The organism is Streptomyces sp. NPDC102402, assembly GCF_044765765.1.
Classification (GTDB): Bacteria; Actinomycetota; Actinomycetes; order Streptomycetales; family Streptomycetaceae; genus Streptomyces.
Map to the genome: position 1 here is coordinate 36,621 of NZ_JBIWKR010000014.1, position 19,950 is coordinate 56,570.

The 19,950-nt window shown below is 71.1% G+C and carries 18 protein-coding genes; 7 read left to right on the forward strand and 11 right to left on the reverse strand.

All coding sequences use genetic code 11. The features are described from left to right. Positions 1–182 precede the first annotated feature (182 nt). From ACIRJR_RS29770 to ACIRJR_RS29780, 3 genes are all read left to right on the forward strand, one after another. A complete protein-coding gene (locus tag ACIRJR_RS29770) occupies positions 183–560 on the forward strand; it encodes an ATP-binding protein (RefSeq protein WP_403786477.1) in 378 nt (125 codons plus the stop codon). 215 nt (positions 561–775) lie between these two features. Next, positions 776–1,837 (forward strand): helix-turn-helix domain-containing protein, encoded by a 1,062-nt coding sequence (locus ACIRJR_RS29775; protein WP_403786287.1) that lies wholly within the window; start codon positions 776–778, stop codon positions 1,835–1,837. A 38-nt stretch (positions 1,838–1,875) separates the two neighbouring features. Continuing rightward, the gene (locus ACIRJR_RS29780; protein WP_403786289.1) at positions 1,876–2,748 is read left to right on the forward strand and encodes a hypothetical protein; all 873 of its coding nucleotides are present in this window, start codon (positions 1,876–1,878) and stop codon (positions 2,746–2,748) included. 508 nt (positions 2,749–3,256) lie between these two features. Here the strand turns inward: ACIRJR_RS29780 and ACIRJR_RS29785 are convergent. Further along, positions 3,257–4,414, reverse strand: a complete 1,158-nt coding sequence (locus ACIRJR_RS29785) for an acyl-CoA dehydrogenase (RefSeq protein WP_403786479.1) — start codon at positions 4,412–4,414, stop codon at positions 3,257–3,259. A 184-nt stretch (positions 4,415–4,598) separates the two neighbouring features. On the opposite strand from ACIRJR_RS29785, the gene ACIRJR_RS29790 reads away from it, so the two are divergent. Further along, on the forward strand, positions 4,599–5,942 hold the full coding sequence (locus ACIRJR_RS29790) for a UDP-glucose dehydrogenase family protein (protein ID WP_403786291.1): 1,344 nt from the start codon (positions 4,599–4,601) through the stop codon (positions 5,940–5,942). A gap of 67 nt (positions 5,943–6,009) precedes the next feature. On the opposite strand, the gene ACIRJR_RS29795 is transcribed toward ACIRJR_RS29790, so the two are convergent. Genes ACIRJR_RS29795 through ACIRJR_RS29805 form a run of 3 tightly spaced genes read right to left on the reverse strand, consistent with a single transcriptional unit; the run spans position 6,010 to position 8,915 of the window. Then, complete coding sequence (locus ACIRJR_RS29795; RefSeq protein ID WP_403786293.1) at positions 6,010–7,203, reverse strand: dipeptidase; 1,194 nt, start codon at positions 7,201–7,203, stop codon at positions 6,010–6,012. Positions 7,204–7,212: 9 nt separating this feature from the next. Then, positions 7,213–7,749: a 5-(carboxyamino)imidazole ribonucleotide mutase gene (gene purE, locus ACIRJR_RS29800; protein ID WP_403786295.1), complete on the reverse strand. Its 537-nt coding sequence runs from the start codon at positions 7,747–7,749 to the stop codon at positions 7,213–7,215. Further along, positions 7,746–8,915, reverse strand: a complete 1,170-nt coding sequence (locus ACIRJR_RS29805; RefSeq protein ID WP_403786297.1) for a 5-(carboxyamino)imidazole ribonucleotide synthase — start codon at positions 8,913–8,915, stop codon at positions 7,746–7,748. The genes purE and ACIRJR_RS29805 overlap by 4 nt, the downstream gene beginning before the upstream one ends. A gap of 146 nt (positions 8,916–9,061) precedes the next feature. On the opposite strand from ACIRJR_RS29805, the gene ACIRJR_RS29810 reads away from it, so the two are divergent. Then, positions 9,062–9,580: a GtrA family protein gene (locus ACIRJR_RS29810; RefSeq protein WP_403786299.1), complete on the forward strand. Its 519-nt coding sequence runs from the start codon at positions 9,062–9,064 to the stop codon at positions 9,578–9,580. A gap of 24 nt (positions 9,581–9,604) precedes the next feature. On the opposite strand, the gene ACIRJR_RS29815 is transcribed toward ACIRJR_RS29810, so the two are convergent. Both ACIRJR_RS29815 and ACIRJR_RS29820 read right to left on the reverse strand, forming a co-directional pair. Then, positions 9,605–10,873, reverse strand: a complete 1,269-nt coding sequence (locus tag ACIRJR_RS29815) for an ATP-binding protein (protein ID WP_403786301.1) — start codon at positions 10,871–10,873, stop codon at positions 9,605–9,607. Positions 10,874–10,887: 14 nt separating this feature from the next. Continuing rightward, entirely contained in the window at positions 10,888–11,565 is a 678-nt protein-coding gene (locus ACIRJR_RS29820; RefSeq protein ID WP_403786303.1) for a response regulator transcription factor, read from the reverse strand. Between the two features lie 488 nt (positions 11,566–12,053). Here ACIRJR_RS29820 and ACIRJR_RS29825 point away from each other — a divergent pair, with 488 nt between their 5' ends. Then, positions 12,054–13,544, forward strand: a complete 1,491-nt coding sequence (locus ACIRJR_RS29825; RefSeq protein WP_403786305.1) for an oligopeptide:H+ symporter — start codon at positions 12,054–12,056, stop codon at positions 13,542–13,544. A gap of 101 nt (positions 13,545–13,645) precedes the next feature. Here the strand turns inward: ACIRJR_RS29825 and ACIRJR_RS29830 are convergent, their stop codons facing one another. Beyond that, entirely contained in the window at positions 13,646–14,137 is a 492-nt protein-coding gene (locus ACIRJR_RS29830; RefSeq protein WP_403786307.1) for an ATP-binding protein, read from the reverse strand. 203 nt (positions 14,138–14,340) lie between these two features. Then, on the reverse strand, positions 14,341–14,709 hold the full coding sequence (locus ACIRJR_RS29835) for an STAS domain-containing protein (protein ID WP_403786309.1): 369 nt from the start codon (positions 14,707–14,709) through the stop codon (positions 14,341–14,343). Positions 14,710–15,002: 293 nt separating this feature from the next. On the opposite strand from ACIRJR_RS29835, the gene ACIRJR_RS29840 reads away from it, so the two are divergent. Continuing rightward, complete coding sequence (locus ACIRJR_RS29840) at positions 15,003–15,998, forward strand: RNA polymerase sigma factor SigF (protein WP_403786311.1); 996 nt, start codon at positions 15,003–15,005, stop codon at positions 15,996–15,998. 136 nt (positions 15,999–16,134) lie between these two features. Here the strand turns inward: ACIRJR_RS29840 and hutI are convergent, their stop codons facing one another. The 3 genes from hutI to ACIRJR_RS29855 all read right to left on the reverse strand — a co-directional run bounded on the left by hutI (position 16,135) and on the right by ACIRJR_RS29855 (position 19,947). Further along, complete coding sequence (gene hutI / locus ACIRJR_RS29845) at positions 16,135–17,307, reverse strand: imidazolonepropionase (protein ID WP_403786313.1); 1,173 nt, start codon at positions 17,305–17,307, stop codon at positions 16,135–16,137. Between the two features lie 67 nt (positions 17,308–17,374). Continuing rightward, positions 17,375–18,745: a formimidoylglutamate deiminase gene (locus ACIRJR_RS29850; RefSeq protein ID WP_403786315.1), complete on the reverse strand. Its 1,371-nt coding sequence runs from the start codon at positions 18,743–18,745 to the stop codon at positions 17,375–17,377. Next, the gene (locus tag ACIRJR_RS29855; protein WP_403786481.1) at positions 18,736–19,947 is read right to left on the reverse strand and encodes an allantoate amidohydrolase; all 1,212 of its coding nucleotides are present in this window, start codon (positions 19,945–19,947) and stop codon (positions 18,736–18,738) included. Before ACIRJR_RS29855 ends, ACIRJR_RS29850 begins: the two co-directional genes overlap by 10 nt. Positions 19,948–19,950: the final 3 nt, after the last annotated feature.

The following is a 19,950-nucleotide window of genomic DNA, read 5'->3' on the forward strand; positions in this document are numbered from 1 at the left end:
GCCCCTGGGTCGTCACGGAGGTCTCCCTCTCCGCCGTCTCCTCCGAGGACCCGGCCCGTACGGCGGGAGCATCGGCACCGCATCTGGTAGCCCTGGTCCCCGTCGAGGACGATGCCCGGGACGAGGAGCTCCGGGTGGTGTGGGAGCTGGAGCAGGGCGCGGTGGTCCACCAGCAGTACGCGCTGCCCTCCCCGGCCGCCGGCATCGATGCCCCCGACCGCCTGGACGCGTTCCTCGACGCGGTGCGCTGGGGCGCGATCGCGACCCCGGGCAGGGGCTTCCGACTGAGCCCCGCGGTCCACGACGACAGGCCTCTGCGCATCGCGGTGACCGAGACCCTGGGCGAACGGCTACCGCTCCTGGCACCACCAGCCGAGGACGGGGAGTCGGGGCGCGGCCTGCTCATCGCCGAGGCGCTCGCGGACCGCTGGGGCGTGGAGGTCGGGCCCGTCCCGCGCAAGACGGTCTGGGCCGAACTCGACCTCCACCGTGACCGCCGCCACCGGGTCGCGGAAACCCACGACCCGGTGGGCCGCGACGCGGTGCCCCACGACGCATAAGGCTTTGAAGTACCTGGAGGAATTACCTTCCCCACCCCAACCCGACCCGGCTCCGCTCCCATCACTCGCGCGGGTGACATAGGGCAACTGAGATGGATTTAGGGTGGCTTGCCAGGCATATGCTCACCCCGACCACCACAGACATGAGACGGCCCCCGGCCGGGACTGCGAATCCCGATCGAGGGCCTGACCACCGAGGAAGAGAACGCTTCCCGATGGATACCCAGCAGATTACCGCGCCCCCGTGCGCCCGGACGGTTGCCTCCAGGGGCTCCGCGCCGTCGTCCGGCGTCATTCACGTCAACGTCCGGCACGCCGCCGGCTTCACCGTCATCGGCAACCACCTGGCCCAGCACCGCGGCCTCTCGCTCGTCGCGATCGGCCTGGCCGCGCACATCCAGTCGCTGCCCGCCGGGGCGAGGATCGGCATCAAGCGCCTCGCCGAGCGCTTCCCGGAGAGCGAGACCCGTATCGCCGCCGCCCTGCGGGAGTTGGAGGCGACGGGCTACCTGCACCGCAGCCGCGTACGCCTCGCCGACGGCCGCATCGGGACGCGCACGGTCTCGTACAACCAGCCCGGCGCGGACTCACCCGCTGCCACACCCCGGCCGCAGACCAGGCCCAGGCCATCCGCGCCTCCGCCGCACGCGGCCCGTCCGAGCGAGCCCGTCCGCGTACCCGAGCCGCCCCGGCCAATCCCCGAGCCCGCAGGCGCCTGTGCCCCCGGACAAGCCCCGAATCCGCCCGCACCCCTCCCGGTCACCACGCCACAGCCGGAACCCACAGCACCTGCCACACCCGCGCCGCAAACGCAGCCCGCCCCCGTCCTCGTACCGCCTCCGACCGCGCGCATCGCCCCACCCCCGCCGCTGCCTCAGCCCCAGGTGCTGACACAGGAGCTCCAGCGGGCGGCCTCCGCGCTCCTCGCCGACCTGCGCCGCCAGGCACCCCAACTCACGCTCTCCGAGCACGACATCAACATCCTCGCCCCCGGTGTCGCGGTCTGGCTCGAACGTGACGCCCACCCCGACACCATCCGCCACGCCCTCACCCACGACCTGCCGGTCCCGCTCAGGCATCCGGCGAAGCTCATGCGCCACCGCATCACCGCGCTCCTGCCGCCCCCGCTCCCCGGAGCCCAGGACCTCGCGCCACCCGCCCGCCCGGGCGCGCTCGTCATCCCGCTCCAGAACTGCGACCGCTGCGACCGCGCCTTCCGCTCCCGCCATCCCGGCCACTGCCGCGACTGCCGCGCCGACCTTCCAGCAGCCGCTTGACCAGCAGTTACACCAATCCACGATCCGAATGGGCCTTCATGGTCAGCTCATCCCACGAAGCGATGCATCGCATCTTCCAGGAACACCCGAGCCTTTTCTCCCGCCTGTCCGAAGTCCTCGGCATCGACACCGGACCATGCTCCTCGGCCGATGTCATGCCCACAGACCTCACCGAGAGCCAACCGTTGGAGCGCCGCGTCGACACCCTCCTGCGCATCGAGACGGAGAACGGCAGCCCCTTCCTCCTCGCCATCGAGGCCCAGGGCAGGAAGGACCCCGAGAAGCCCGCGACCTGGGCCTACTACTACGCGCACCTGCTGAACAAGTACCGCATGCGGACTCTGCTCCTGGTCGTCTGCCAGAACCGTTCCACCGCCGAATGGGCCGCACGCCCGACTCACTTCGGAAGCCCGGAACACGCGGTCATCACACTGCGTCCTCTGGTCGTGGGGCCGCACAACATGCCGGTGATCACCGAGGTGGCCGCAGCCCGCAAGGACCCGGCGTTCACCACACTCGCCCTCATCACACACGCCGACGATCCGGACATCGGTGCCATACTGAAAACACTGTCGACCGCCCTGCGGGACACACCGGAAGCCATCGCGAACCCGCTCGTGGAACTCACCGCACAAGGCCTGGGCAACCGCCCCGCCGCACGACAATGGAGGAACCTGGTGGCCGTGGATCTCTCCTTCTACACCTCACCCCTCTCCGAGGAGATCCGGGACGAAGGCCGGGCAAAGGGTCGGGCCGAGGACATCCTGCGGTTGCTCGAGCTGCGCGGCGTCGCCGTTCCCGACGAGGTGCGAGAGAAGATCGCCGACTGCGACGACCTGTACCTCCTGGACCGGTGGTTCAGCCGCGCCGTCACCGCCACCACCGCGGAGGACGTCTTCACCGAGGAGTAAGCCGATCCGGTGGCCGCACACGCTAAGCCGATCCGGTGGCCGCACACACTCCCAGGCCCCACCGGTAGGTCCGTCACCCCGCCGAACCCGGCGAGGTGCGACGGCGAGCAAGAGCAGTGGCCCGGAAGCCGAGCGCGGAGCACTGCGCTTCCAGTGGGGCCACGCGCTTCTGAACCCGGTCGAGAGGGCAGTGTCATGCGGCCGCACGTGGCGGCCAAGCCGTCATGGGCAGCGCCAGCCTCACCGGCCGTGCGCTGCGGGACAACGTCGAAATCGGTGTCATCCTGAGAGATCCGGGGTCGGTCGGCCGTTTGACCGACCATCTTCACCGGCTCACCGGACCGGAGGCCGGGGACCTGCGGAGAGGCTGACGTACCGGAACGGGTCGCGACCGGCCTCCGCTCCTCGTCCGCGTCGCCGCGTTCCTTCCCGCCCCGGCGGAGCCTGTCGGACACGCGAGCGCCCCCCGGCACATGGTGCCGGGGGGCGCAACGTGTGGGTACGCGAGCTACGGCAGGTTGCGGGCCATGACGATCCGCTGGACCTGGTTGGTGCCCTCGTAGATCTGGGTGATCTTGGCGTCACGCATCATGCGCTCGACCGGGTAGTCACGCGTGTAGCCGTACCCGCCGAGGAGCTGGACGGCGTCGGTGGTGACCTCCATGGCGACGTCGGAGGCGAAGCACTTGGCCGCGGCGCCGAAGAAGGTCAGGTCGCCGTCGAGGCGCTCGGACTTGGCGGCGGCGCTGTAGGTGAGCTGGCGGGCCGCTTCCAGCTTCATCGCCATGTCGGCGAGCATGAACTGGATGCCCTGGAAGTCGCCGATCGGCTTGCCGAACTGCTTGCGCTCCTGGACGTAGCCCTTGGCGTAGTCGAGGGCGCCCTGGGCGATGCCGAGTGCCTGGGCGGCGATCGTGATGCGGGTGTGGTCCAGGGTCTTCATCGCGGTGGCGAAGCCGGTGCCCTCCTCGCCGATCATGCGGTCGGCGGGGATGCGGACGTTGTCGAGGTAGACCTCGCGCGTCGGAGAGCCCTTGATGCCGAGCTTCTTCTCCGGGGCGCCGAAGGAGACACCCGGGTCCGACTTCTCCACGACGAACGCCGAGATGCCCTTGGAGCGCTTGTCCGGGTCGGTGACGGCCATCACCGTGTAGTACTCGGACTCGCCCGCGTTGGTGATCCAGCGCTTCACACCGTTGAGGACCCAGAAGTCGCCGTCGCGCACGGCCTTGGTCTTCATGCCCGCCGCGTCCGAACCGGCGTCCGGCTCAGAGAGGGCGTACGAGAACATCGCGTCGCCCTTGGCGAGCGGGCCCAGGTACTTCTTCTTGAGGTCCTCGGAACCGGAGAGGATCACCGGGAGCGAGCCCAGCTTGTTCACGGCCGGGATAAGGGAGGAGGACGCGCAGACGCGAGCCACCTCCTCGATCACGATGACCGTGGCGAGCGCGTCGGCGCCCGCGCCGCCGTACTCCTCCGGGACGTGGACCGCGTGCAGGTCCGAGGCGACCAGCGCGTCCAGGGCCTCCCTCGGGAAACGGCCCTCCTCGTCCACCGCGGCGGCGTGCGGGGCGATCTTCGCCTCGGCCAGCGAACGGATCGTCTCGCGGAGCATGTCGTGCTCCTCGGCCGGACGGTACAGGTCGAAATCGGTCGAACCCGCCAAGATGTTCACTCCCCAAGGATGCTAACTACCGTTAAGTAACCCAATTTTAGTGGCCCTGCCCAGGGACGGCATACGGGCGGGGCACGTGAGCTTGCCGACAGACCGGAGGCGGCCGGAAAACGGCGTTCCGCACGCCCGGTTATGCTCGGCTCCGCACGTCTGTCCGCATCGTTCAGGAGCACCCATGGCCCTCAGGATCACCGTGATCGGCACCGGCTACCTCGGCGCCACCCATGCCGCGGCCATGGCGGAGCTGGGCTTCGAAGTCCTCGGGCTCGACGTCGTGCCCGAGAAGATCGAGATGCTCTCGGCCGGCCGGGTGCCGATGTACGAGCCGGGGCTCGAGGAGATCCTGCAGAAGCACGTCGCGGGCATCGAGGGGTCCACGGGACGGCTTCGGTTCACCACCTCCTGGGAGGAGATCGGCGCCTTCGGCGATGTGCACTTCGTCTGTGTGAACACTCCCCAGAAGCACGGCGAGTACGCCTGCGACATGAGCTACGTGGACAGCGCCTTCGAGTCGCTGGCCCCGCAGCTGACCCGTCCCGCCCTGGTCGTGGGCAAGTCCACCGTCCCGGTGGGCTCCGCCGCCCGGCTGGCGGCGCGGCTGGCCGAGCTGGCTCCGGTGGGTACGGACGCGGAGCTCGCCTGGAACCCGGAGTTCCTGCGCGAGGGCTTCGCGGTGAAGGACACGCTGCACCCTGACCGGGTCGTGATCGGCGTGGAGAGCGAGCGGGCCGAGAAGCTGCTCCGCGAGGTGTACGCCGGGCCGATCGCCGAGGGTTCGCCCTTCGTGGTGACGGACTTCCCCACCGCCGAGCTGGTGAAGACCTCCGCCAACTCCTTCCTCGCGACCAAGATCTCCTTCATCAACGCGATGGCCGAGGTCTGCGAGGCGGCCGACGGCGACGTGGTGAAGCTCGCCGAGGCCATCGGCCACGACGAGCGCATCGGGAAGAAGTTCCTGCGGGCCGGGATCGGCTTCGGCGGGGGCTGCCTGCCCAAGGACATCCGTGCCTTCATGGCGCGCGCGGGCGAGCTGGGCGCCGACCAGGCTCTGACCTTCCTCCGGGAGGTCGACTCGATCAACATGCGCCGCCGCGGTCACATGGTGGAGCTGGCGCGCGAGGCGGTGGGCGGGGGCTCGTTCCTCGGCACGCGCGTCGCGGTGCTGGGCGCCACCTTCAAGCCGGACTCCGACGACGTACGCGACTCGCCGGCGCTGAACGTGGCCGGGCAGATCCATCTGCAGGGCGGCCAGGTCACGGTCTTCGACCCGAAGGGCATGGACAACGCCCGCCGGCTCTTCCCGACGCTCGGCTACGCGGACACGGCGCTGGACGCGGTGCGCGGGGCGGATGTCGTGCTGCACCTGACGGAGTGGCGCGAGTTCCGGGAGCTGGACGTGGCGGCGCTGGGTGAGGTGGCTGGCCGGCGGATCATCCTGGACGGCCGGAACGCCCTGGACCCGGTGGTGTGGCGTGAGGCCGGCTGGACGTACCGGGCGATGGGACGCCCGAAGGCCTGACCCCGAGCCCGATGCGAGGAGGCGGCGGCCCTGTGGGCCGCCGCCTCCTCGCATCGGTCGCGCGCGGTCAGCGGGCGGGACCGTCCAGCTCGTCGATCGTCGCGTGGGACGGGCCGACCCGGGCGCTCAGGTCGCGGGCGACCGCTTCCGCGTCCCGCAGGACCCGGACCGCGTTGCGCCACGTCAGCTTGGACACGTCGTCCTGGGACCAGCCGCGCGTGAGCAGCTCCGCGATCAGGTGCGGGTAGCCCGAGACATCCTCCAGGTCCAGCGGGAGGAAGGCGGTGCCGTCGTAGTCGCCCCCGATGCCGATGTGGTCGATCCCGGCGATCTCGCGCATGTGGTCGAGATGGTCGGCGATCGTCCCCACGGTGGCCATCGGGCGCGGGTTGAGCGCCTCGAAGTCCGCGTGGATCCGCATGGCGGCCGGCGTGGTGTCCAGGTGGTGCAGGCCGTGCTCCCGCATGTTGCGGTCGGCGGCCAGGGTCCACTCGACGGCCGCCGGCAGGACGAACTTCGGGACGAAGGTCGCCATGGCCACCCCGCCGTTGGCCGCGAGCATCCGCAGCACGTCGTCGGGGATGTTGCGCGGGTGGTCGCAGACCGCCCGCGCGGAGGAGTGCGAGAAGATCACCGGCGCCACCGAGGTGGCCAGCGCGTCCCGCATGGTGGTGGCCGCCACGTGGGACAGGTCGACCAGCATCCCGACACGGTTCATCTCGCGTACGACCTCGCGCCCGAACTCCGACAGGCCGCCGACGCGCGGGGAGTCGGTCGCCGAGTCCGCCCAGTCGGTGTTGTCGTTGTGCGTGAGCGTCATGTAGCGGACGCCGAGGGTGTGCAGGGCGCGCAGGGTGCCCAGCGAGTTGTTGATGGAGTGGCCGCCCTCGGCCCCCATCAGGGAGGCGATACGGCCCTCGGCACGGGCCTTCTCCATGTCGTCGGCGGTCAGGGCGCGCCCGAGGTCGTCCGGGTAGCGCGCGAGCATCTCGGCGACCACGTCGATCTGCTCCAGCGTGGCGCTGACCGCGTCGTCCCCGGTCAGGCGGGGTGCGACGTAGACGGACCAGAACTGCGCGCCGACGCCGCCGGCCCGCAGCCGGGGGATGTCGGTGTGCAGGGTGCCGGTCTGGTCGCGGGAGATGTCACGGGCGTCGAGGTCGTAGCCGACCTGCTCGCGCAGGGCCCAGGGGAGGTCGTTGTGACCGTCGACGACCGGGTGGTCGGCGAGGAGCAGCCGGGCACGGTCCAGGTTGTCCATCGTGACCCCCTACTTCCCGAAGCCGAAGGAGTCCGCGCTCTGGGTCTTGGCGCGAAGCCGCTTGCCCTTCTCCGTCGCCTGGTCCTTGAGCTCCTGCTGGAAGTCCTTCATCCGGGCCAGCAGCTCGGCGTCGTGGGCGGCGAGGATACGGGCGGCGAGCAGGCCCGCGTTGCGGGCGCCGCCGACGGAGACGGTGGCGACGGGGACGCCGGCCGGCATCTGCACGATGGAGAGCAGGCTGTCCATGCCGTCGAGGTACTTCAGCGGGACGGGTACGCCGATGACGGGCAGCGGGGTGACGGAGGCCAGCATGCCGGGCAGGTGGGCCGCGCCCCCCGCACCCGCGATGATCGCCTTGAGACCGCGGTCCGCGGCCTTCTCGCCGTACGCGATCATCTCGTGCGGCATGCGGTGGGCGGAGACAACGTCGACCTCGTAGGGGATCTCGAACTCGCCGAGGGCCTTGGCGGCCGCTTCCATCACGGGCCAGTCGGAGTCCGAGCCCATGACGATGCCGATGACGGGTGCGGAGCCTGGTGCGGTCATTCGGTGATCGTTCCTCGCAGGTAGTCGGCCGCGTGCCGGGCGCGCTCCCGCACGTCCGCCAGATCGTCGCCGTAGGTGTTGACGTGGCCCACCTTGCGGCCGGGCTTCACGTCCTTGCCGTACATGTGGATCTTGAGCCCCGGGTCACGGGCCATGCAGTGCAGGTACGCCTGGTACATGTCCGGGTAGTCGCCGCCGAGGACGTTGCACATGACCGTCCAGGTGGCGCGCGGACGGGGGTCGCCGAGCGGGAGGTCGAGGACCGCCCGCACGTGGTTGGCGAACTGCGAGGTGACCGCACCGTCCTGGGTCCAGTGCCCGGAGTTGTGCGGGCGCATCGCGAGCTCGTTGACGAGGATGCGCCCGTCGGGCGTCTCGAAGAGCTCCACCGCGAGGTGGCCCACCACGCCGAGCTCGGCGGCGATCCGCAGGGCGAGCTGCTGGGCCTCGCCGGCCAGGCGCTCGTCCAGGCCGGGCGCCGGGGCGATGACGGTGTCGCAGACCCCGTCCACCTGGACGGATTCGACGACGGGATAGGCGACGGCCTGGCCGTGCGGCGAGCGGACGATGTTGGCCGCCAGCTCCCGCGTGAACTCGACCTTCTCCTCGGCGAGGACGGGGACGCCGGCCCGGAAGGGCTCGGCGGCGTCGGCCTCGGAGCGGACCACCCAGACGCCCTTGCCGTCGTAGCCGCCGCGGACCGTCTTGAGGATGACCGGGAAGCCGCCCACCTCGTCCGCGAAGGCGGCGGCGTCCGCCGGGTCCGCGACGATGCGGTTGCGGGGGCAGGGTGCTCCGATCTCCGCGAGCCTGGCGCGCATCACCCCCTTGTCCTGGGCGTGCACCAGGGCGTCGGGGCCGGGGCGCACGGGGATGCCGTCCGCCTCCAGGGCCCGCAGGTGCTCGGTCGGCACATGCTCGTGATCGAAGGTGATCACGTCACAGCCGCGCGCGAAGGCCCGCAGCGTCTCCAGGTCGCGGTAGTCGCCGACGACGACCTCACCGACGACCTGGGCGGCCGAATCCTGGGGGGTGTCACTGAGCAGCTTGAATTTCAGGCCGAGGGGGATGCCCGCCTCGTGGGTCATACGGGCGAGCTGACCGCCGCCGACCATGCCGACTACAGGGAACGTCACGTGTCCAGGGTATCGGGCGTGCGGGAACACCCCTCACCCTCTCCCTCCCGGCCCAGGCCCGGGGCCGGGAGCCGGCCTCGGGCCATCCGGACCGGACGGCTCACGGGCATCACACGGGAGGGCTGGTTAGCATGGCCGGGTTGACGAAACCGACCGGACGGGGCTGAGCGATCACCATGAGCGAACGGGGCGCACTGCGGGCCCGGCTTGATCTGCTGGCCCGGGAGGTCGCCAAGTTCGGCGCGGTCGGCGCACTCGGGCTGGTCGTCAACATCGCCGTCTCCAACCTGATCTGGCGCACGACGGACATTCCGGTGGTGCGGGCCGGACTGATGGGGACGGTCGTCGCCATCCTCTTCAACTACGTCGGTTTCCGCTACTGGACCTACCGGGACCGCGACAAGACCGGCCGGACCCGCGAGCTCATGCTGTTCCTGCTGTTCAGCGCCGTCGGCGCGGTGATCGAGACGGGTGTCCTCTACGCGGCGACGTACGGCTTCGGGTGGAACAGCCCGGTGCAGAGCAACGTCTTCAAGGTCCTCGGCATCGGGATCGCCACGCTGTTCCGCTTCTGGTCCTACCGCACCTGGGTGTTCAGGGCGCTGCCCGTCAAGGAGGCCGTGCTCGACGCGGAGCGATTTCTGGAACAGCGGCGGCCCTCCGACGAGGTAGCGCCGGGTCCGGTGCCCCACTGACCTCCGCCGGGCGGGCGGGGGCCTTCAGCGCACAGGGCGTACGGAGTCCCTGCGGCCGGGCGCGACCCTGCTGAGGAAGAGCGCGAAGACCGGCGGCTGCTGTTGGAGCAGTTCGAGCCGGCCCCCGTCGGCCTCGGCGAGATCCCGCGCCACGGCGAGACCGATGCCGGTGGAGTTGCGGCCGCTGATGGTGCGCTCGAAGATCCGCGCCCCGAGGTCGGCCGGGACACCGGGGCCCTCGTCCGTGACCTCGACGACGACCTGGTTGCCGGTGACCCGGGTACGCAGCGCGACCGTGCCGCCACCGTGCATCAGCGAGTTCTCGATCAGCGCGGCGAGGACCTGGGCGACGGCGCCGGGGGTGCCGACGGCCTCCAGCCCGTGCTTGCCGGAGCAGACGACGGCGCGGCCGGCGCTGCGGTAGGCCGGGCGCCACTCCTCGATCTGCTGCTTGACGATCTCGTCGAGGTCGAAGACGACGGCGGAGCCGGTGCGCGGGTCGCGGGCGTTGGTCAGCAGCCGCTGCACCACGTCCGTGAGCCGCTCGACCTGTGTGAGCGCGATGTTCGCCTCTTCCTTCACCGTGTCGGGGTCGTCGGTGACGGAGATCTCCTCGATGCGCATGGAGAGGGCGGTCAGCGGTGTACGGAGCTGGTGCGAGGCGTCCGCCGCGAGGCGCCGCTCGGCGGTCAGCATCCGGGCGATCCGCTCGGCGGAGGAGTCGAGGACGTCGGCGACGCGGTCCAGCTCCGCCACCCCGTACCGCTTGTGCCGGGGGCGCGGGTCGCCCGATCCGAGGCGCTCGGCCGTCTCGGCGAGGTCGATGAGCGGGGAGGTCAGCCGGTCGGCCTGGCGTACGGCGAGGAGCACGGCGGAGATGATCGCGAGCAGCGCCACCGCGCCGATGATCAGCAGGGTCCTGCCGACCTCGCGGGTCACCGCGGAGCGTGACTCCTCGACGGTGACCTTCTCGCCCTGCTCCCCCGTCTCGGTGCTGCGGGTGACGCCGTCGCCCGCGGGGCGTTCGCCGACCTCGATCGGAGCCCGGCCGGGGATCTCGACGCGGGCGTAACGGCTGGGGTCGACCTGCTCCGCGAGGACGGCGGGGGTGATCCGCTCGGCTCCGAGCAGCCGGCTCTCGACGACACTGATCAGCCGGAAGGCCTCGGAGTCGACGCTCTCCTGGGCGCTGTTGCTGATGGTCCGGGTCTCGACGATGACGAGGGAGACGCCGAAGACGGCGATCACGACGAGCACCACGGCGAGCGTGGAGTTGATCAGTCGGCGGCGCATGACTGTTCTGTACGTCAGCTCTTCTCGAACCGGAAGCCGACGCCCCGGACGGTGGCGATGTAGCGCGGATTGGCCGCGTCGTCGCCGAGCTTCTTGCGGAGCCAGGAGATGTGCATGTCGAGGGTCTTGGTCGAGGACCACCAGGTGGTGTCCCAGACCTCACGCATCAGCTGGTCGCGGGTGACGACCCGGCCGGCGTCCCGCACGAGGACCCGAAGGAGATCGAACTCCTTGGCGGTGAGCTGGAGTTCGTCGTCACCCATCCAGGCACGGTGGGATTCGACGTCGATCCTGACGCCGTGGGTGGCGGGCTGCGGGGCGGGCTCGGTGGCACCGCGGCGCAGCAGGGCGCGGACCCGGGCGAGGAGTTCGGCGAGGCGGAAGGGCTTGGTGACGTAGTCGTCGGCGCCGGCGTCGAGGCCGACCACGGTGTCGACCTCGTCGGCGCGGGCGGTCAGCACCAGGATCGGCACGGCGTGGCCGTCCGCCCGCAGCCGCCTGGCGACCTCGAGTCCGTCCATGCCGGGCAGCCCCAGGTCGAGCACGACCAGGTCGACGCCTCCCTGGAGTCCGGCGTCGAGCGCGGTCGGACCGTCCTCGCGGACCTCGACCTCGTAACCCTCACGACGCAGGGCGCGGGCCAGTGGCTCCGAGATGGATGCGTCGTCCTCGGCGAGCAGTACACGGGTCATGCAGTGATGGTAGTCCGCGCGGGACCGCTGAGGTGAGGCACGCGGCAGGCCCTGCGGGTCAGGGACACGAATCGGTCATCCACCTTTGAATATGGGACCGTGGTTCCATCACAACCTGTGATCCATCTCTCAAGTCCTTCCATATCGCCGTGTGTCATGTCGTATGGTGGCTCGACGCCTGTTGCACCACCGAAGGACCTTTGGGCAGCTTTTCGCGCCAAGGGTCGTTTTTGTGTACGGGCCGGTTCTCACCGGCCCCGACCAGTGAATGACCTGTGGGCCGGGCCCGGAGCGCGAGGACGCGTGCCGGGCGTGGATCCCGGAGCGGTCGGTCCCACGACCCCGCCCCCGCACTCCCTACGGAGCGGGTGGCCGGATCGAATCCCCTCGAGGCGTCGGGGGTGGGGTTCCTCCGCCCGGTGCCGGCTACCCCCCACCGGGCGCGTACCGCTCACGAGGCGACGCGTCCCGACCAGCAAGGATCGACCATGGCGTCCAGCCTGACGAAGGACTCCGCCGGCACCGCCGGTTCGGAGAAGACCTTCTTCGGCCACCCCCGCGGCCTGGCCACTCTCTTCATGACGGAGATGTGGGAGCGCTTCAGCTACTACGGCATGCGCGCCCTCCTCCCGCTCTACCTGATCGCTCCCAACGGGCTTCACATGAACCCCGCCACGGCCACGGCGATCTACTCGGTCTACCTGTCGCTGGTGTACCTGCTCGCCATGCCCGGCGGCTGGTTCGGCGACCGTGTCTGGGGTCCCCGCAAGACCGTCGCCATCGCGGGCGGCGTGATCATGCTCGGCCACCTGGTGCTGGCACTGCCCTCCGAGGGCACCTTCTTCGCCGGGCTGGGCCTGGTGGCCATCGGCTCCGGCCTGTTGAAGTCGAACATCTCCACGATGGTCGGCCACCTCTACGACGGCCCGGACGACCCGCGCCGTGACGGTGGCTTCACGATCTTCTACATGGGCATCAACGTGGGCGCCTTCGCCGCCCCGCTGGTGATCGGCACCGTCGGCGAGAACGTCAACTGGCACCTGGGCTTCGCCCTGGCCGCGCTCGGCATGGGACTGGGTGTCGCCCAGTTCCTGCTCGGCACGCGCCACCTGAACGAGCGCAGCCTCGTCGTGCCGAAGCCGCTCTCCGCCGACGAGCGCGCGTCCACGCTGCGCAAGTCGATGATCTGGCTCGGCATCGCGGCGGTCTTCTACATCGGCACGGTCGTCACCGGCGTCTACACGCTGAACTGGCTGCTGGTCCCGATCACGGTCGCCGGTCTGGTCATCCCGGTGATGGTCCTGGCGCGCATCAAGCGCGACAAGGAGCTCAGCGAGACCGAGCAGAAGAAGATGTCCGGCTACATCTGGTTCTTCGTGGCCGCCGCCATCTTCTGGATGATCTACGACCAGGGCGGTTCGACCCTGGCGATCTTCGCCGACTCCTCGGCCGAGAACTCGGTCCTGGGCTGGGCCTTCCCGGTCTCCTGGTACCAGTCGGTCAACCCGATCCTGATCATGGCGCTGGCCCCGGTCTTCGCCGCCTTCTGGCTCGCCCTGAACCGGCGGGGCAAGGAGCCCAGCACGGTCGTGAAGTTCAGCTCCGGTCTGGTGCTGGTCGGTGCGTCGTTCTTCCTCTTCCTGGCGCCGCTGACCATCGCGGGCGACGGCCACAAGGCCGCCGCGATGTGGCTGGTCGCGATCTACTTCGTGCAGACCGTCGGTGAGCTGACGCTGTCGCCGGTCGGCCTCTCGGTCACCACGAAGATGGCCCCGGCCAAGTACGCCAGCCAGATGATGGGTGTCTGGTTCCTGGCCGTGACCGCGGGTGACTGCACCACGGGCCTGCTCTCCATCGCGGGTGTCGACCTCAACGGCACCGGGGTCGTGGCGCTCCAGGCCGCGCTCGCGGTCGCCGCCGGTGTCGCGGTCTTCATGTACCGCGGCAAGGTCAAGGCCCTCATGGGCGACGTCCGCTGACACGGACCCCGCCCCCGCCCGAAAGGCTCAGGCCCCGCACCGATCGGTGCGGGGCCTGAGCCTTTCGCGGTTCGTCCGCGCGGAGACGCGTGGGGGGCGGGCTACGCCGGAGCGGCGAGTTCCGCCCAGACCGTCTTGCCCGGCTGGTCCGCCGTACGCGTCACGCCCCAGTCGAGGCAGAGCCGCTGCACGATGAACATGCCGTGGCCGCCGGGCCGCCCCGCGCGGTGCGGAGTGCGCGGCGCCGGCTGTCCGGCACCGCCGTCGACCACCTCGACCCGGAGCATCTTGGGCGAGCAGGCGATACGGAGCTCCTCGGGGCCGCCCGCGTGCAGGCAGGCGTTCGTGACGAGCTCGGAGACGACCAGCAGGACGTCCTCGGCGGCCGCCTTCCGGTCGGCGCCCGACGCGGGCAGCCAGCCCCAGTCGTGCAGCGCCTGCCTGGCGAAGTCGCGGGCCATCGGCACGATGCCGGTGGCCTGCCTCAGCGAGAGCGTGCGCCACTGCCGGTCAGCGGGTACGGCAGAGGCAGTGCCCGTGCCGTCCGGCTCGCGGCCGAGGCCGCCCGGCGGATGTTGCCGGGTGGTGCTCATCAGCGCTTCACCTCACCGATTCACCGTGTGTTGCCATCGAACAGATACTGAACAGATACAGCGTGTGCGGGGCCCATGACCCTGACGGGGTCTCTCCTGCCCTGATGAAGGGTGGCGACACCCACTCCGCCCATGCCATCAGCGTGACTCGCGCGACAAGGGGGCTCCAGGGGGCCTGGGATGCACATCGGAGGCCGCCGCCGTCAGCTGCTCAGAGCCTCTTCGAGCGAGGCGTGGACGGTGAAGACCGCGTCCGCCCCGGTGATCTCGAAGACGCGAGCCACCACGGGCTGCATGCCGGCCAGGTGAACCCCTCCCCCGGCGGCTTCGGCCTTCAGCCGCGCGCCGAGCAGGACGTTGAGTCCGGTGGAATCACAGAAGTCGAGCCCCGAGCAGTCGACGACCAGGCGGGTCCGCCCCGCCTCGACCGCACTCTCCAGCGGCTCACGCAGCAGATCAGCGGTGTGGTGATCGAGCTCACCCACCGGAGTCACGACTTCACTGCGGCCCTCGGTCCGGACGTCGACCTGTAGCCGACCCCGGTTCGCGCTGCCGACAGTTCCGCGGTCCATGCCCGTCCCTCTTCGCCGTCCGTCACTACCCGCGTCCCCGTGGACACGGCTTCATCGTGGCTGCCCCCGACGTGCGTAAAACATTACGCGTTTACCTCGCCACACGGTAGTCGGAGAACTCCACATACCGGACATTCAGGCCGATTTGGCGCTTGTAACTCACGGCTGCGACCGGGTATGGGTAGACGGAGACATCTGCACCAGGAATTTCGATCGGCTTCGGAGGCGCCGCTTCACCGCAGGAAGACGTATGGGCATCGGCAGCCATATGCCGAGAACGATGGAGGAGAACCATGTCACCCCGGCTCGACGTACCGCGTACCCACATCGCGGCGTCGGCATGTCCTCAGGGACCGACCGATTCCGACTCCGCTGCCGCGAGCGCCGTACCCGGCCCGCGCACCAGCACCAGCACCACCGGCACCACCACCGAACTTTCCGCCGACGACCACCTTCCGGGCGAGGAGGGATTCGAGGGTCTCGAGGGGCTCCCCGAGATCCCGCCCTACGCCGAGGTCGGCGCGCTGGACGCCAGGGCCCTGTCGAAGACGCTCTTCGCACGGCTCGAAGCCCTCGAGGAGGGCACCCACGAGTTCGCCTACGTCCGCAACACCCTGGTCGAGCTGAACCTGGCCCTGGTCAAGTTCGCCGCCTCCCGTTTCCGCTCCCGCAGCGAGCCGATGGAGGACATCGTCCAGGTCGGCACGATCGGCCTGATCAAGGCGATCGACCGCTTCGAGCTCAGCCGCGGCGTGGAGTTCCCGACCTTCGCGATGCCCACCATCGTCGGCGAGATCAAGCGCTTCTTCCGCGACACCAGCTGGTCCGTGCGCGTCCCGCGCCGTCTGCAGGAGCTGCGGCTCGACCTGGCCAAGGCGGGCGACGAGCTCTCCCAGAAGCTGGACCGCGCACCCACGGTCGTCGAGCTCGCCGACCGCCTCGGCCTCACCCGGGACGAGGTCGTCGAGGGCATGGCCGCGAGCAACGCGTACACCGCGAGCTCGCTGGACGCCAAGCCCGACGACCACGGCGACGGAAACGAGGCGGCCCTCGCGGACCGCCTCGGCTACGAGGACCACGGCATCGAGGGCATCGAGTACGTCGAGTCCCTCAAGCCGCTCATCGCCTCGCTGCCGCTCCGCGACCGGACCATCCTCTCCATGCGGTTCGTCTCCAACATGACGCAGTCGGAGATCGGCGAGGAGCTCGGCATCTCGCAGATGCACGTGTCGAGGCTCCTCTCCCGGACCCTCGTCAAGCTCAGGAAGGGCCTGACCCTGGAGGAGTGACCTCGCGTCACCGGCTCCGCCGGCACGGCACATCGCGGAAGGACCTGCCCCGACGGGCGGGTCCTTCCGCGTTGTCGACGCGGTGCCACGGACCGGGCGGCACCGGGCGGGCGGCCGGTCCGGTGCCCGGGGAGTGTCACACGACCCTCTCGCCCCGGCGCCACACCGCCTCGACCAGCGGGACGCCCGGCCGGTAGGCGAGGTGGACGTGGCTCGGCGCGTCCAGGACCACCAGATCGGCGCGGGCGCCGGGGGTGATGCGGCCGATGTCGGTGCGGCGCAGCGCGGCGGCGCCTCCGGCCGTGGCGGACCAGACCGCTTCGTCGGGGGTCATCCCCATGTCCCGTACGGCGAGGGCGACGCAGAACGGCATGGAGGAGGTGAAGGAGGACCCCGGGTTGCAGTCCGTCGACAGGGCGACGGTGGCGCCGGCGCCCAGGATCCGGCGGGCGTCGGGCCAGACCGCCCGGGTGGAGAACTCGGCGCCGGGCAGCAGGGTGGCGACGGTGTCGCCCTGGCCGAGCGCGTCGAGGTCGGCGTCGTCGAGGTGGGTGCAGTGGTCGGCGGACGCGGCGCCCAGCTCGACGGCGAGGCGGACTCCGGGCCCGTGGCCGAGCTGGTTGGCGTGGACGCGGGGGTGGAGGCCCTTGGCCAGGCCCGCGGTGAGGACGGCGCGCGCCTGGTCCTCGTCGAAGGCGCCGCGCTCGCAGAAGACGTCGATCCAGCGGGCGTACGGGGCGCAGGCGTCGAGCATCGGCCCGGTGACGAGGTCCACGTAACCGGCGGGGTCGTCGGCGAAGTCGGGGGACACGATGTGGGCACCGAGGAAGGTGACCTCGTCGGTGTGGCGGGCGGCGACGCGCAGGGACCGTGCCTCGTCCTCGACGGTGAGGCCGTAGCCGGACTTGGTCTCGAAGGTGGTGGTGCCCTGCCGGAGGGCCTCCGCCAGATAGCGCGCGACGTTGGCGGACAGCTCGTCGTCGGAGGCGGCGCGGGTGGCGGCCACGGTCGTGCGGATGCCGCCCGCGGAGTAGGCGCGGCCGGACATGCGGGCGTTGAACTCGGCGGTGCGGTCTCCCGCGAACACCAGGTGGGAGTGGGAGTCGACGAAGCCGGGGATCACGGCCCGGCCGCCCGCGTCGAAGGCCTCGTCGGTGGCGGGTGCCCTGCCCGCCTCACCGGTCCAGGCGATGCGGTCGCCGTCGATGACGACGGCCGCGTCGTGGATCAGGCCCAGGGGGGTCCCGTCGCCGAGGGAGGGGTCGTTGGTGACCAGGTTCGCGATGTGGGTGATGGCGGTCGTCGTCATCCGCGTACATCTTTCGTCGGTTCGGCCCGGCCGGTCCGCCTCGGGTTCCGGCCGGGATTGCGGGTGGTCACCCGTGCAGGGCGGCGACGGCCGAGGCGAGTGCGCCGGGCACGTCGTCGATCCGGGTGTGCCGGCCGTCCTTGACGATGTGCCGTCCCGCCACCACGGTGTGCCGCACGTCGGCGGCGGTGGCCGCGAAGACGGCGGCCTCGGCTGCCAGCCGGGGCACCGGCCCCGCCGTCCTGACGGAGTCCAGGGCCACGGTGGCGAGGTCGGCGGGTGCCCCCGGTTCGAGCAGGCCCGCCTCCGGGCGGCCGAGGGCGGCATGCCCTGCGGCGGAGGCGGCCCTGAGCAGGGCGGCGGCGGTCCAGTGGCCCCGCACATGGGTGCGCAGGCGTTCGTTGAGCTCCATCGCCCGGGCCTCCTCGAAGAGGTCGATCACGGCGTGGCTGTCGCTGCCCAGCGAGAGGGCGGAGCCCGCGCCCTGGAGGGCGGTGGCCGGGCCGATGCCGTCCGCGAGGTCGCGTTCGGTGGTGGGGCACATGCAGGTGCCCGTGCGGGAGGTGCCCAGCAGCTCGATGTCCTCGGCCGTGAGGTGGGTGTTGTGGATGCCGGTGGTGTGCGGGCCGAGGACCCCGTGGTCGGCGAGGAGCCGGGCGGGGGTGCGGCCGTGGGCGGCGAGGCATGCCTCGTTCTCCGCGGTCTGCTCGGAGAGGTGGACGTGCAGCGGGGCCGCCCGCCCGCGGGCCCACTCGGCGACGGTCGACAGCTGCTCCGCCGGTACGGCCCGTACGGAGTGGATCGCGGCGCCGATCACCACCATGTCGTCGTCGCCCTTGAGGAGGGAGGCGCGCTCGGCCCAGGCGTCGGCGGTGGTGTCGGAGAAGCGCGACTGGTGCCGGCTGGGCTTCTCCCCGAATCCGGCGGCGAGATAGGCGGTGTCGAGCAGCGTGATGCGGATGCCCGCCTCGGCCGCCGCGGCGATGAGCGCCTCCCCCATGGCGTTCGGGTCGTCGTAGGGCGTGCCGCCGGGCGCGTGGTGCAGGTAGTGGAACTCGCCCACGGCGGTGATCCCGGCCAGCGCCATCTCGGCGTACGTGGCCCGGGCCAGCGCGTAGTAGGTGTCGGGGGTGAGCCGCGCGGCCGTCCGGTACATCGTCTCGCGCCAGGTCCAGAAGGTGCCGGAGCCCACCTGGACGGTGGAGCGCAGAGCGCGGTGGAAGGCGTGCGAGTGGGTGTTGGCCAGCCCCGGGACGGTCAGGCCGTCCAGGACCGTGGCACCGGGCGGCGGTGTGCCGATGCCCGTCCGGACACCGGCGATGCGCCCTCCGGCCACGTCCAGGACGACGCCCGGCTCGACATGGGTGCCGAGCCAGGCGTGCGACATCCAGTACGTCGCGGTGACCGGTGTGCCCGTCGGTTGCGTTGTCAGCTGCACGCGAGACCTTCCAGTACGTCGGCGAGTGCTTTCACCCCGGCCACGCAGTCGTCCTCCGCGGCGTGTTCGGCGGGCGAGTGCGAGATCCCGGTGGGGTTCCGTACGAACAGCATGGCGGTCGGCACGGAAGCGGACAGAATGCCCGCGTCGTGTCCCGCTCCCGTGCCGAGCACCGGCACGGCGCGCCCGTCGTCCGCGCCCCTCTTCTCCAGGACCCGGCGGATCTCGTCGCGCAGCGCGTGCTGGAAGTCCACCACCGGTGTGAACGACTCGCGCACGACGTCGAGATCGATGCCGGCCCGCTCCGCGTGCTCCCGTGCCGCCCGCTCGACACCGCTCACGACGGCGTCGAGCGTGGCCTGGTCGGCGGCCCGCGAGTCGAGCCAGCCCCGCACCAGGGACGGGATCGCGTTGACCCCGTTCGGCTCGACGGCGATCTTGCCGAAGGTCGCGAGGCCGCCGGCCAGCTCCGCCTCGCGGCGGGCCGCCAGCACGGTCTCGGCGTAGGTGAGCATCGGGTCCCGCCGGTCGGCGAGCCGGGTGGTGCCCGCGTGGTTGGCCTCGCCCCGGAAGTCGAACCGCCAGCGGCCGTGCGGCCAGATGGCCGAGGCGACCCCGACCGGGTCCCCGCTCAGGTCGAGGGCGCGCCCCTGCTCCACATGGAGCTCGACGAACGCGCCGATCCGGGCGAGGCGGCCGGGATCGGCTCCGATGGTGCCGGGGTCGTGCCCCGCCGCCTCCATGGCCTGCGGCAGCGAGACACCGTCGCCGTCGCGGAGCCGGTGCGCGTTCTCGACGCTCAGCTGCCCGGCGGCGAGACGCGAGCCGACACAGGCGAGCCCGAAGCGCGCGCCCTCCTCGTCGACGAAGTTGGTGATGGCGAGGGGTTTGGTGAACACCACGCCCCTGCGGCGGAGTTCGTCCAGGGCGGCGAAGGAGGACACCACGCCGAGCGGGCCGTCGAAGGCTCCGCCGTCGGGCACGGAGTCCAGGTGGGAGCCGGTGACCACGGCGTCCCCCGCCAGCGGATCGCCGAGCCAGGCCCACTGGTTGCCGTTGCGGTCGGTCTCGTACAGCAGGCCGCGCGCCTCGGCCTGCGCCTGGAACCACAGGCGGCACTCGGCGTCGGCCGGGGTCCAGGCGTAGCGCCGGTAGCCGCCGGAGGCGTCGCTGCGGCCGATGGGCCGCAGCGACCGCCACATGGC

Coding starts and splice junctions, on each gene's coding strand:
- ACIRJR_RS29775 (WP_403786287.1), top strand. CDS start 776: ATGGATACCCAGCAGATTACCGCGCCCCCGTGCGCCCGGACGGTTGCC.
- ACIRJR_RS29780 (WP_403786289.1), top strand. CDS start 1,876: ATGGTCAGCTCATCCCACGAAGCGATGCATCGCATCTTCCAGGAACAC.
- ACIRJR_RS29790 (WP_403786291.1), top strand. CDS start 4,599: ATGGCCCTCAGGATCACCGTGATCGGCACCGGCTACCTCGGCGCCACC.
- ACIRJR_RS29795 (WP_403786293.1), bottom strand. CDS start 7,203: ATGGACAACCTGGACCGTGCCCGGCTGCTCCTCGCCGACCACCCGGTC.
- purE (WP_403786295.1), bottom strand. CDS start 7,749: ATGACCGCACCAGGCTCCGCACCCGTCATCGGCATCGTCATGGGCTCG.
- ACIRJR_RS29810 (WP_403786299.1), top strand. CDS start 9,062: ATGAGCGAACGGGGCGCACTGCGGGCCCGGCTTGATCTGCTGGCCCGG.
- ACIRJR_RS29815 (WP_403786301.1), bottom strand. CDS start 10,873: ATGCGCCGCCGACTGATCAACTCCACGCTCGCCGTGGTGCTCGTCGTG.
- ACIRJR_RS29820 (WP_403786303.1), bottom strand. CDS start 11,565: ATGACCCGTGTACTGCTCGCCGAGGACGACGCATCCATCTCGGAGCCA.
- ACIRJR_RS29825 (WP_403786305.1), top strand. CDS start 12,054: ATGGCGTCCAGCCTGACGAAGGACTCCGCCGGCACCGCCGGTTCGGAG.
- ACIRJR_RS29830 (WP_403786307.1), bottom strand. CDS start 14,137: ATGAGCACCACCCGGCAACATCCGCCGGGCGGCCTCGGCCGCGAGCCG.
- ACIRJR_RS29835 (WP_403786309.1), bottom strand. CDS start 14,709: ATGGACCGCGGAACTGTCGGCAGCGCGAACCGGGGTCGGCTACAGGTC.
- ACIRJR_RS29840 (WP_403786311.1), top strand. CDS start 15,003: ATGTCACCCCGGCTCGACGTACCGCGTACCCACATCGCGGCGTCGGCA.
- hutI (WP_403786313.1), bottom strand. CDS start 17,307: ATGACGACGACCGCCATCACCCACATCGCGAACCTGGTCACCAACGAC.
- ACIRJR_RS29855 (WP_403786481.1), bottom strand. CDS start 19,947: ATGTGGCGGTCGCTGCGGCCCATCGGCCGCAGCGACGCCTCCGGCGGC.